12 protein-coding genes are annotated in these 11677 nt (G+C 63.4%); all 12 read right to left on the reverse strand.

Features of this window, described 5'->3' with window-relative positions:
* On the reverse strand, positions 1–1074 hold a 1074-nt coding region (locus tag AC2VNO_RS07240; RefSeq protein WP_486933518.1), incomplete at its 3' end, for an MATE family efflux transporter.
* A 62-nt stretch (positions 1075–1136) separates the two neighbouring features.
* Entirely contained in the window at positions 1137–1646 is a 510-nt protein-coding gene (locus AC2VNO_RS07245) for a PAS domain S-box protein (protein WP_486933508.1), read from the reverse strand.
* Positions 1647–1777: 131 nt separating this feature from the next.
* Entirely contained in the window at positions 1778–2362 is a 585-nt protein-coding gene (locus AC2VNO_RS07250; RefSeq protein WP_486933509.1) for a YceI family protein, read from the reverse strand.
* 41 nt (positions 2363–2403) lie between these two features.
* Positions 2404–2958 (reverse strand): cytochrome b, encoded by a 555-nt coding sequence (locus tag AC2VNO_RS07255; protein ID WP_486933510.1) that lies wholly within the window; start codon positions 2956–2958, stop codon positions 2404–2406.
* 151 nt (positions 2959–3109) lie between these two features.
* Positions 3110–4306: an O-succinylhomoserine sulfhydrylase gene (locus tag AC2VNO_RS07260; RefSeq protein ID WP_486933511.1), complete on the reverse strand. Its 1197-nt coding sequence runs from the start codon at positions 4304–4306 to the stop codon at positions 3110–3112.
* 8 nt (positions 4307–4314) lie between these two features.
* Positions 4315–5835 carry an amidophosphoribosyltransferase gene (gene purF / locus AC2VNO_RS07265; RefSeq protein ID WP_228574341.1) on the reverse strand — a complete coding sequence of 507 codons (1521 nt, stop codon included), beginning with the start codon at positions 5833–5835 and terminating at the stop codon, positions 4315–4317.
* Positions 5836–5896: 61 nt separating this feature from the next.
* Positions 5897–6460 (reverse strand): CvpA family protein, encoded by a 564-nt coding sequence (locus AC2VNO_RS07270; protein WP_486933512.1) that lies wholly within the window; start codon positions 6458–6460, stop codon positions 5897–5899.
* 4 nt (positions 6461–6464) lie between these two features.
* Positions 6465–7166 carry an SPOR domain-containing protein gene (locus AC2VNO_RS07275; RefSeq protein ID WP_486933513.1) on the reverse strand — a complete coding sequence of 234 codons (702 nt, stop codon included), beginning with the start codon at positions 7164–7166 and terminating at the stop codon, positions 6465–6467.
* Positions 7167–7186: 20 nt separating this feature from the next.
* A complete protein-coding gene (gene folC / locus AC2VNO_RS07280; RefSeq protein WP_486933514.1) occupies positions 7187–8467 on the reverse strand; it encodes a bifunctional tetrahydrofolate synthase/dihydrofolate synthase in 1281 nt (426 codons plus the stop codon).
* Positions 8468–8482: 15 nt separating this feature from the next.
* Positions 8483–9508 (reverse strand): acetyl-CoA carboxylase, carboxyltransferase subunit beta, encoded by a 1026-nt coding sequence (gene accD, locus AC2VNO_RS07285; protein ID WP_486933515.1) that lies wholly within the window; start codon positions 9506–9508, stop codon positions 8483–8485.
* Between the two features lie 79 nt (positions 9509–9587).
* On the reverse strand, positions 9588–10403 hold the full coding sequence (gene trpA, locus AC2VNO_RS07290) for a tryptophan synthase subunit alpha (RefSeq protein ID WP_486933516.1): 816 nt from the start codon (positions 10401–10403) through the stop codon (positions 9588–9590).
* A 2-nt stretch (positions 10404–10405) separates the two neighbouring features.
* The gene (gene trpB / locus AC2VNO_RS07295; protein ID WP_486933517.1) at positions 10406–11620 is read right to left on the reverse strand and encodes a tryptophan synthase subunit beta; all 1215 of its coding nucleotides are present in this window, start codon (positions 11618–11620) and stop codon (positions 10406–10408) included.
* Positions 11621–11677 lie beyond the last annotated feature (57 nt).

Below are 11677 nucleotides of genomic sequence, written 5' to 3' on the forward strand. Positions count from 1 at the left end.
ATTGCCTGCCGAAACCACCAACATGCACACCCCCAGGGCGGCATAACTGGGCAACAGGAATCGAATCAACAAGGTCAGATCGTCGCGCACCTCGGGGCTGCCGGCCAGCAGCTGAGCGACCCAAGGCGCCAATAGTGCCAACAACAGACCAAGCCCTAACTGCCAAACCACGACGACCCGCAGCGCCAGACTGACAAGGCTGCGAACCTGAGCCCAATCGCCAGCACCGTAGCATCGCCCCAGCCAGGGCGGGAGCGACATGGTCATGGCCAGAACCACCACCAGCGCCAAGGTCTCCAGCCGGCTAGCCAGCCCCCAGGCGGCAACGGACGACTCCCCCATCTTTGCCACCACCGCAATGGCGAGCATCGCCGCCAACGGGGGCATCAGCTGGCTGACCATGGCCGGCCCGGCAATGCCGGCGAAGGGCCGTGCGGAATCGGTCAGCTCCTGTCCAAGCCCCTGCGCTGCCAGCCATTTCCGTTTGCGCAGCCGCTTGACGATAATCAGCAGACCGCCACCGAAAGCGATGGCCGTAGCCCATGCCGCCCCGGGCAAGCCAAGCCCCTCCCAGGGCCCGACGCCGAAAATCAGCAGCGGATCGAGCAGCAGATTGAACAGGCTGGTAAGGACCATCATCTTCCCGGGAAGACGCATGTCGCCATGCGCACGGAACAAGCTGTAAACGAAGTAAAGCAAGGCCCCTAGCCAGGCGGCGAACAGCTGCGGCGCCCAATAGGAGCGAATCAGTGTCAACGTCAGCCCGTCGGCGCCCAGGCGCGAGAAGATAGCCGCCTGGGCCCACCACAGTAACAAGGCCAGCAGGCCTATACACATCCCACCGACGATCAGCACCAACGAACCCAGGCGGCGCGCTCGGGCCGTCTCGCCGGCGCCAAGCGCACGTGAAACCAGAGCGGCAATGGCGATACCAAGACCTACCTGCACGCCGATGATGAGAAAGTTAAGGGGAAACGTGAAGGATTGGGCCGCCAATGGCGCCGTGCCCAGCCGAGCCACGAAGGCACTGTCGACAAGCTGAAAGCTCAACAGCGCCAGTACTCCGATGGTCATCGGCCAGGTCTGGCGCCAAAGCTTACCGCCCAACGTGGATACGTCGCGCGAAGAGGACGGTGTCACTGCAGCTCCATTTGGCTATCACGAACGCGCGATTCAAGCCCAACATCGACACAGAACATGACGGGATCGTCAGTAAATTCATCGAACATGACGTGATAGGAGTAAACCGGGACCAGGCGGCCCTGCTTGTCTTTCAATTCCAGGCGTCCCGATGGTATCGGCTTGCCACCATGTACCCAAGCGGTATGAAGGCGGACGACTTGCGGGCGCATTCCTTCGGGAATGATGAGTTCCTCGAGACGCCGACCTACGGCCTCTTCGGTACGGTAACCGTATAGCCGAGCACTCTCCTCGTTCCAATAGATGACCCGCCGGTCACGGTCGTAGCCCTGAACGGCGATATTAGGCAGGCCTTGCAGAAGCGCACGGAACCGGTCGTCTCCCGGACGAGCTTTGCCTGCAAGGCCCAGCCAATGCGCAGCAGCCTGCCAAAGTCGACGAAACGAGGTGATGCATGCCGTCATGGCAGCCTCCACAACAATGAGGGAATCGACATCGGCCTGCATGATAGCGAAATGCGGTGGGGATTACTGGTCCAGGCCACATTCCTTTGCAGGGTTTGGCACCCCATTTCTAGGTGCCAATGCATGTGGCCTGGGTATTACTCAACTACAGCACAGCGACCGTGCTGCGAAACTTACTGGCGTACGCCTTCGAACGTCACGTACAGCTCGAGCTCATGCATCACTTCAGGGAAATCGCTCATGTCGATGCCGAAATCGGCCAGCGTCAGCGTGGTCGAACCTTCGAAGCCGGCGCGATAGTTACCCCAGGGGTCTTCGCCTTCGCCCATCAGCGTGACCGGCATCTCGATTTCACGAGTTTCTCCCTTGAGGGTGAAGTCACCGGTGAGAACGCCTTCGTCATCGCCAGTCGGCTCGAAGCCTGTGGAGACGAAGGTAGCCGTCGGATACTCGTCGGCGCTGAGGAAATCGTCGCTCAGGAAGTGACGGTCACGCTCGGCGTGGTTGCTATTGAGGCTGTTGACCTGAACTTCCATCTCGACGCTGGACGCTTCGAGATCGTCCGCATCGTAGTGGAAGCGGCCCTCGAACTCCTCGAAGTTGCCCAGGATGTAGGAGTAGCCAAGGTGGTTGATCTTGAATTGAATGAAGGCGTGCTGGCCTTCTGTGTCGACGATATAGTCTGCCGCGAGGGCCTGACTGGCTGCGGCCAGGGAGACGGCACCGATGGCGGTAGCGAGTGCGGCTTTCTTGAACATGAACTTCTCTCCTTGATTGATGCGCCTACAGGCGCTGACGTTCAATGGCGACGCGTACGTGCCGGGTTCAACATACGAACGAAGGTATCGTGACGATCTAAAAAGTGATGTTTGAGGGCGGCCAGCGCATGGCCTGCCGCGAGAAGCATGAGCGCCAGGGCGCTGTACCAGTGAACTTCACCGGCGATGCTCGCCTGATTGGGGAGATGGCTGACCAATGCAGGCACCTCGAACCAATTGAATACGCTGATTCCACGCCCACGAGCCGTGGAGATTAGATAGCCGCTGATCATGACCGTCAGCAGCAGGACATACAGCGCAATGTGGCCCATGTGCGCGGCCAGGCGCTCGATACGACTCCCCTGCGCGACGGGAGTCGGCTGAAAGAGTCGCCAGAGAACGCGCAGCAGAGTGGCAAAGAGCAGCAACATGCCGAAGGAACGATGCCACCAGGGAGCGCGATTGTACCAAGGGTCGAAGTAGCCCAATCCGGTCATCCACCAGCCGAGGATGAACAGACCGATGATGGTCACGGCACTGACCCAATGAAAGGTGATACTGACCAGGCCCCAGCCTTGGCGGGTGTTGCGCCACATCTCGTCCGCTCCCGTTGAGCTTCGTCTTTGATGGAGGGCAGCATACCGCAGCGCATGAACCGGCTGCGCTGAAAAAAGCCGAACGCTTCGTTCGCAAAAATTCCCTGTACAACGTCGTGACGTGCCGCAACCCCGTGCGGCACGTTACGTTTCAGATCAGTGCATCGAGCCCGCGAGCCAGATCGCCGCGTATATCCTCGAGGCACTCGAGCCCTACCGCCACACGAATCAACCCCTCGCTGATACCTGCCGCTTCCTTTTGCGCAGCGGAAAGACGCCCGTGAGTCGTCGTGGCAGGATGGGTGATGGTGGTCTTGACGTCGCCCAGGTTACCCGTGATCGAAAGCATGCGCGTGGCGTCGATGACCGACCAGGCCCCCTCACGCGCCCCCTTGACCTCGAAGCCCAGCACCGCGCCATAACCGCCCTGCTGGCGGCTGGCCAGCGCGTGCTGCGGATGATCGCTCAGGCCGCTGTAGAACACGCGAGTCACGGCTGGATGCTCCTGCAGCCATTCGGCCAGCGCCAAGGCATTTTCACAGTGGGCCCGCATACGCAGGCTGAGCGTTTCCAGGCCCTTGGTGAAGATCCAGGCATTGAACGGGCTCATGCAGGGACCGCAGGTCCGAACCACGCCGAACACCTCTTCCAGCTCCTTGTCGCGACCTACCACGGCGCCGCCTATCGCCCGCCCCTGGCCGTCCAGATATTTCGTCGCCGAGTGAATGACCAGATCGGCCCCCAACGCCAGCGGTTTCTGCAGCGCAGGGGTCAAGAAGCAGTTGTCGATGGCGAGCAGCGCGCCATGGCGATGGGCGATCTCCGCCAGCGCGGTGATATCGACCACCTCGGAAAGCGGATTGGAGGGCGTCTCGGCGAACAGCAGGCGGGTAGCGGGCGTGATCGCCGCCTCCCAGGCTGCCAGGTCGGAGAGTTCGACATAACGCGTGGTAATGCCGAGCTTGCCGAAATACTTGTCGAACAGACTAACGGTGGACCCGAACAACGAGCGCGAAGCGACGATCTCGTCGCCGGCCTGAAGCAAAGCCAGCACCGTAGAGAGTATCGCCGACATGCCGGAGCTTGTCGCCACGCAGCGCTCGCCCCCTTCGAGGGCAGCGAGGCGGCGCTCGAAGGTATGAACCGTTGGGTTGGTGAATCGCGAGTAGACGTTGCCTCGCTCTTCGCCGCCGAACTTGCGTGCCGCCTCGGCGGCGTTAGCATAGACGAAGCTGGAAGTGGGAAAGATCGGCTCGCCATGCTCCTGTTCGTGGGTGCGCTGGTGGCCGGCACGAATCGCCAGCGTCTCCAGTGCCCACTCGGCATCCTGCGTCGTATCGTCGTGCATGGCAGACCTCAATCGTCGATGTCGTCCTGATTGTGCATGCCCACCAGTGCATGGGCGCCGGCACTCAGCTGCTGCTTGGCGGCATCGTTACGCGATGCCTCCAGCGCCGACAGGTAGCCGGCATCGATATCGCCTGTCACGTAGCGACCGTCGAAAACCGAGCAGTCGAACTGCTCGAGCCCGGGGTTGACCTCGCGGCAGGCGGTTTTCAGGTCTTCCAGGTCTTGATAGAAAATGCGGTCGGCGCCTATCAGCTCGCCCACCTCGGCTTCGCTGCGGCCATGTGCGATCAGCTCGGTTGCCGCCGGCATGTCGATGCCGTAGACATTAGGGTAGCGCACCGGTGGCGCGGCCGAGGCAAAGTAGACCTTGTTGGCGCCGGCCTCACGAGCCATCTGAATAATCTGCCGGCAGGTAGTGCCGCGCACGATGGAGTCGTCCACCAGCAGAACGTTCTTGCCCTTGAACTCGACGCCGATGGCATTGAGCTTCTGACGAACCGACTTCTTCCGCTGTGTCTGTCCCGGCATGATGAAGGTTCGCCCGATGTAACGATTCTTCATGAATCCTTCACGGTAGGTCACGCCCAGGTGCTGAGCGAGCTCCAGCGCCGAGGTGCGCGAGGTGTCGGGAATCGGGATCACCACATCGATATCGTGTTGCGGCCATTCGCTGCGAATGCGATCGCCGAGCTTTCGCCCCATATGCATACGCGTGCCGTAGACATAGGCTCCGTCGAGAATCGAATCCGGGCGCGCCAGATAGACGTGTTCGAAGATACAGGGCGTCAGCGTCGGCGCATCGGCACACAGCTGGGTATGGAACTCACCCTGCATGTCGACGAAGATCGCTTCGCCCGGCGCCAGGTCCCGATGCAGCTCGAAGCCGCCAACGTCCAACGCGACGGACTCGGAGGCAATCATCACCTCCTGCCCATTGCCCTCGTCGCGGGTACCGAACACCACAGGGCGGATGCCATTGGGGTCGCGGAAGGCTACCAGGCCGACGCCGTTGATGACCGCCACTGCGGCATAACCGCCGCGACAGCGACGATGCACGCGGCGTACGGCGTCGAAGATGTCGCCGGGCGCCAGGTGCAGCCCCTGCTTGCCCAGCTCATGGGCGAACACGTTGAGCAACACCTCTGAGTCGGAGCTGGTATTGATGTGGCGCAGGTCGGACGAGAACAGCTCCTGCTTGAGCTGTTCGGAATTGGTCAGGTTGCCGTTGTGGGCCAACGCAATGCCGTAGGGGGAATTGACGTAGAACGGCTGGGACTCCGCTTCGCTTGCCGAGCCGGCGGTCGGGTATCGCACGTGCCCGATACCCATGTTGCCTTGCAGACGCGCCATATGACGAGTGTGGAACACATCGCGAACCAGGCCGTTACTCTTGCGCAGCAGAAAACGACCTTCGTTCCAGGTCATCATGCCGGCTGCGTCCTGGCCGCGATGCTGAAGGACAGTCAGGGCGTCGTAGATCGCCTGGTTCACGGTCTGCTTGGCCACAAGGCCGACGATACCGCACATTCCACCTTACCTCGCTTGCAGGGGCGCCGACCGCAGTCGGCTAGATAAAAACGCTATTCGTTCACAGAGCACCGGGTTCGGGTTCGCCCCCATCACGACGCTCGGGCAACGGCATGTTACGCCATGCCTCGGGCGCTTCTGGCACCCGACCCTCCCAGGCCTCGAGTTGGCTGATAGCCCAGTCACGCAGCTGCTCGAAGGAAGGTCGCAGCTCCGCCTCCTGCCACGCCTGCAGCTGTGCAAGCGGGGTCAGGCTGATCAAAATGGTCGCCACTACCAGCACGGCGGCACCGCGGGTAACGCCGAAGCAGGCCCCAGCCACGCGGTTGAAGAAACCCATGCCGACCCACTCCACTGCGGCATGCACCATCCGAATGACGATACCGCACAGCAGCACGACCCCCAGGATCACCAGCACGAAGGCCAGCACCAGCCGGCCGTCGGGGTTGTCGATCAGCCCGGAGAGCAGATCGGCGACCGGCTCGGCAAGCAGCCGCGCCGCCAGCAGCGCAATGATCCAGGCCGCCAGACCCAGCCCCTCGCGCACCAGCCCGCGCATGAAGCCGGCCAGAGTCGATATGGCCAGCACAGCCAGGAAACCCCAATCGAGCCAAGTCAGCGTCATGGTTTCAATCTCTTACCCTGACCAGCAGACCCTGAAGGTTGGCCCGTTCCTTGACGGTCGTCATTGCACGCTCGCCCGACTCCGAGGTATCGAAGGGGCCTACATAAACCGTCGTCATGTTGTTGTCACGGCGTCGGGTATAGACGGGGAAACCCTCATCCCGCAGCCGCGCCTGCAGTCGCTCGGCATTGCCCGGCTCGCCAAAGCTGCCCACCTGCACCGCCCACTCGCCGCCGGGGGATGCGGACACACCCGAAGGCTGCGGCTCGGAACTCGCGGCCGGCGGTTGATTGCTCTCGACCCGCTCGGATGCCGCCTGCGCAAGATCGGCAATTGGATCCTGCCTGGGTGCCTCGGCTGAGGGGGCAGGTTCACCGCTGGCATTGCCCGCTTCGCCCTGCTGAACCGCCACGGCAGGCTGCGGGTCGACCCGAGCCACGTCGCCGGGCTCGACGCCTTCCAGCGGCAGCTGCGGCTCCACCGACTCAGGGCTGGTCCCCGGAGAGCGAATCTGGCCCAGGCTTTCCGGAGGCTGCGGGTCGGGCACATTGCGCCGCTCCACTGGCACCGGCTGCTCGATCGTCAACATTGGCTGGGGGCGCTCATCGCGAGGCGCCGGTTCTTCGAACAGCATGGGCACAAAGATCACCGCCAGGGCGATCAGAATGACCGCCCCACTGATTCGTTCGCGCATTCCGTATTTCATTATCCGCTCTCCTGCCCCAGCTACGCCGCTTGCGCCTGCTTCCATGCCAGTATGGCCGCCACCGTGAAGAAAGAGCCGCAAACCAGCACCCTGTCGTCGGGCGCCAAGTGTGCACAGAGCCATTCGGCCCCCTTCTCCGGCGTCGTTGCCTGAAAGGCGACCTCACCGCCCCGAGCGTCGATTCTGGCCGCCAGTTCGGCGGCGTCACGCGCTCGCTCACCCATCAGTGTCACCGCCACCCAGCCATCTGCCACACCGTTCAGCGCGTCGATGACGCCATCGGCGTCCTTGTCCGCCAGCATGCCCAGCAGCACCCAGGTACGCCCAGCACACGGCTGCAAGGCAAGCCGGCCCGCCAGGTATGCGGCGGCATGCGGGTTGTGGCCCACGTCCAGGCACCACTGCCCCAGCCATTGCATTCGCCCGGGCACCTCCACCTGACTCAGCGCCAGACGACAGCATCGTTCGTCGAGCGCGATGCCGGCCGAAGCCAGAGCCTGCAAGGCCGATGCGGCATTGTCCAGCGGCAGCCCCGGGTCGGGCAAGTCCACGAGGCTTAGAGAAGCCGCATCGGTAGCGGTTCCCTGCCAATCGAAGACACCGGTACGGCCCGGCAGCCAGCAAAAGTCCTGGCCCAGCGCCATGGTCGGGGCGCCCCGTTCCTCGGCGCTCTGATGCACGCTGGCGGGCAACTCCGTGCTGCCCAGCACGACGGGGCGTCCGGGTCGCATGATGCCGGCCTTCTCGCGCCCGATGCCTTCAAGTTCACTGCCTAGATAAGCCGCATGGTCAAGCGCGATGGTGGTGATGACCGCCACATCGGCATCGATGACGTTGACTGCATCGAGACGTCCGCCCAGGCCAACCTCGAGCACGGCAAGATCCGGACGCTTACGAGAAATGATCCACAGTGCAGCCAGGGTGCCGGCTTCGAAATAGGTCAGGCTGACGGGTTCGTGGGCAAGGCGCGCCGCTTCCACCGCCTCGAAGCCGGCAATCAAAGCGGCATCTTCAGCCTCGGCGCCGTCGAGCCGCACTCGCTCGTTGTAGCGCAGCAGGTGTGGTGAGGTGTAGGTGGCAACGGAAAGGCCGTGAGCGCTGGCAACGGCTTCGATCATGGCCACGGTAGAACCCTTTCCATTGGTCCCGGCCACGGTGATGACGCAGGACGCCAGACGATTCTCCAGCAGTCCCATGCGGCGAGCCACCTCGGCCACCCTGTCGAGGCCGAGGTCGATCCCTACCGGATGTACCTGCTCCAGATAGTCAAGCCAGGCGTCCAGCGTGCGGGGCGAGGTCACGGAAACCACGCGCCGTCAGCGTGCCGAGTCGATGCGGTCGTCATCGTCGGATGGCGTCTGAGAAGGGGCATCCTCCGGCGCCTCCAGGTCGGCCGCTTCGATGAACTCGCCTTCTTCCAGCACGGCACGCTCGGCCTCATCGACCAGGTCCGGTTCGTGAAGCATGCTCTCCTCGAGACCGCTGGCCGGCTGATGCGTCAGCTTGCGCAATACCCCACCCAGGCGAGCGCGTATCTCACTGCGCGGCACGATCATGTCCACCGTGCCATGTTCGAGCAGGAACTCGCTGCGCTGAAAGCCATCCGGCAGCTTCTCGCGCACCGTCTGCTCGATGACCCGCGGGCCGGCGAAACCGATCAGAGCGTTGGGCTCGGCTACGTTGAGATCGCCGAGCATGGCCAGTGAAGCCGACACACCCCCGAATACGGGGTCCGTAAGCACCGAGATGTAGGGAACCCCAGCCTCACGCAAGCGCTCGAGCGCTGCCGAGGTCTTGGCCATCTGCATCAGCGAGAACAGCGCCTCCTGCATACGCGCCCCGCCGGAAGCGGAGAAACAGATGAAGGGAATGCGTTCTTCGCGGGCCAGAGTGGCAGCGCGCACGAATTTCTCACCCACTACGGCTCCCATCGAGCCGCCCATGAAGGTGAACTCGAAGGCCACCACGACCACCGGCAACCCATCGAGGCTGCCGCGCATCGCCACTAGCGCATCCTTCTCGCCGGTCTCCTTCTGGGCCGCGTTGAGACGGTCCTTGTACTTCTTGGAGTCGCGGAACTTGAGACGATCCACCGGCTCCAGCTCGGCCGAGATCTCCTCACGTCCTTCCTTGTCGAGGAACCAGTCGAGCCGCTTGCGTGCGGTCAGTCGCAAGTGGTGATCGCATTTCGGGCAGACGTTGTGATGCTTCTCGAGCTCGGGCAGGTAGAGCACCGCCTCGCACTTCGGGCACTTGCGCCACAGGCCGTCGGGCACGCTGGCCCGCCGGTCCTTGCGCTGAATCCGCCCCATGGAGGGAACAATCTTGTCGAGCCAGCTCATGTCAGAAAGGCTTCCGTATGCTGTTGCGCCCGGTCGTACAGGGCGTCATGAGTCAAAACTTGTACAGGTCAGGGCTACCTCAGCGGGCGGGCAACGCATCCAGAGCCTGGCGCATCTCACCCAGCACCGCCTTGAGCTCATCGGCGATCGCTTCCGGTCGCTCGGCATTCTCGGCGATGCGGCTGACCAGCGCGCTGCCGACGATGACCCCATCGGCCACCTTGCCAACCTCGGCAGCAGAAGCGCCATCCCGGATACCGAAGCCGACACACAGTGGCAGCTCGGTCAGTCCGCGCAGCGGTGCCAGATGCTCGGCCACATCGGCGGCGTTGAGCGTGGCCGCGCCGGTCACGCCCTTGAGCGCAACATAGTAGAGATAGCCCTCACCGTGGGCGCATATTGTAGCGGCCCGCTCGGTCGAAGTGGTAGGGGCGACGAGAAAGATCGACGCCAGGCCGCGCTGCTTGAGAATGGGGCCTAGCTCATCCGCCTCTTCCGGTGGCATGTCCACGGTCAACACGCCGTCGATCCCGGCCGCTGCGGCCTGATCGGCGAAGGCTTCGAGGCCGATACGCTCGACCGGATTGAGGTAGCCCATCAGCACCACCGGCGTGGCGCCGTCTGTCTGGCGAAACTCGCGCACCATCTCGAAGAGGTGGGTCAGGCGCACGTTGTGCTTGAGCGCCCGCTCGCAGGCCTTCTGGATCACCGGGCCGTCGGCCATGGGGTCCGAGAACGGCACCCCCAGCTCGATGACGTCGGCACCCGCCTCCACCAGGGCGTGCATGAACCCGACCGTATAGCGCGGGTCAGGATCGCCGGCGGTAATGAAGGGGATCAGCGCCCGGCGCCCTTGAGCCTTGAGGTCGGCAAAGCGTTGGTCGATTCGGTTCATCGTCAGAACTCCAGGCCGTCGATCTTGGCGACCGTCATGATGTCCTTGTCGCCGCGGCCGGAAAGGTTGACCACGATGTTCTGGTCGGGGCGCATGGTCGGCGCCAGCACCTTGGCGTAGGCCAGGGCATGGGCCGATTCCAGTGCCGGCATGATGCCCTCGACACGGGTCAGCTCGCGGAATGCCTCGAGCACTTCATGATCGTTGGCAACCACGTACTTCACCCTGCCCACGTCCTTCCACAGGGCATGCTCGGGACCCACGCCCGGATAATCCAGGCCGGCGGAGATCGAATGCGTATCGGAGACCTGACCGCCCTCGTCGGACATCAGGTAGGTGCGATTGCCATGCAGCACGCCGCGCGGTGCATTGGATGCCAGCGGTGCGGCGTGGCGTCCGGTGTCGACGCCGTCGCCGCCGGCTTCGACACCGTACATGGCGACCTCGTCATCCTCGACGAAGGGGTAGAACAGCCCCATGGCGTTGGAACCACCGCCAACGCAGGCGATGAGCGCGTCGGGCAGCCTGCCGAACTCCTCGAGGGATTGGCGGCGTGCCTCGCGGCCGACCACGGCATTGAAGTCGCGCACCAGCATCGGATACGGATGCGGCCCGGCCACGGTGCCGATGATGTAGAAGGTGTCGTCGACGTTGGTCACCCAGTCGCGCAGCGCCTCGTTCATGGCGTCCTTGAGGGTACGCGTGCCTGACTCCACCGGGATCACGGTAGCCCCCAGCAGGCGCATGCGATAAACGTTGAGCTTCTGGCGCTGCACGTCCTCAGCGCCCATGTAGACCTCGCACTTCAGCCCCAGGCGCGCCGCCACGGTGGCCGTGGCCACCCCATGCTGGCCGGCACCGGTTTCGGCGATCACCCTCGGCTTGCCGCTCATCTTGGCCAGCAGCGCCTGGCCGATGGTGTTGTTCACCTTGTGCGCGCCGGTGTGGTTGAGGTCCTCGCGCTTGAGCCAGATTCGTGCCCCGCCAAGCTTTTCCGACCATCGCTCCGCCAGGTAGAGCGGAGAGGGACGGCCCACGTAATGAGCCAGGTCATAGTCGAATTCGGCCTGGAAATCCGGATCGTCGCGAAGACGCATATAGGTCTTCTCCAGATCGTCCAGGGCGAAGCTCAGGGTCTCCGAGACGAACCGGCCGCCGTAGGGGCCGAAGTGGCCGCGGGCGTCCGGCAGTCGGGTCAGGTCACTGAACTTGCTCACTAAAGACACCTCATAGGGTCGCCATAAGGGATGGGTGTTGGATCGGGCTCGGGGCAG

The organism is Halomonas sp. TH-94 (genome assembly GCF_057473365.1).

What these genes read in the sequence shown, in the direction of transcription:
- AC2VNO_RS07245 (WP_486933508.1), bottom strand. Translation starts at nt 1,646, where the DNA reads ATGCAGGCCGATGTCGATTCCCTCATTGTTGTGGAGGCTGCCATGACG.
- AC2VNO_RS07250 (WP_486933509.1), bottom strand. Translation starts at nt 2,362, where the DNA reads ATGTTCAAGAAAGCCGCACTCGCTACCGCCATCGGTGCCGTCTCCCTG.
- AC2VNO_RS07255 (WP_486933510.1), bottom strand. Translation starts at nt 2,958, where the DNA reads ATGTGGCGCAACACCCGCCAAGGCTGGGGCCTGGTCAGTATCACCTTT.
- AC2VNO_RS07260 (WP_486933511.1), bottom strand. Translation starts at nt 4,306, where the DNA reads ATGCACGACGATACGACGCAGGATGCCGAGTGGGCACTGGAGACGCTG.
- purF (WP_228574341.1), bottom strand. Translation starts at nt 5,835, where the DNA reads ATGTGCGGTATCGTCGGCCTTGTGGCCAAGCAGACCGTGAACCAGGCG.
- AC2VNO_RS07270 (WP_486933512.1), bottom strand. Translation starts at nt 6,460, where the DNA reads ATGACGCTGACTTGGCTCGATTGGGGTTTCCTGGCTGTGCTGGCCATA.
- AC2VNO_RS07275 (WP_486933513.1), bottom strand. Translation starts at nt 7,166, where the DNA reads ATGAAATACGGAATGCGCGAACGAATCAGTGGGGCGGTCATTCTGATC.
- accD (WP_486933515.1), bottom strand. Translation starts at nt 9,508, where the DNA reads ATGAGCTGGCTCGACAAGATTGTTCCCTCCATGGGGCGGATTCAGCGC.
- trpA (WP_486933516.1), bottom strand. Translation starts at nt 10,403, where the DNA reads ATGAACCGAATCGACCAACGCTTTGCCGACCTCAAGGCTCAAGGGCGC.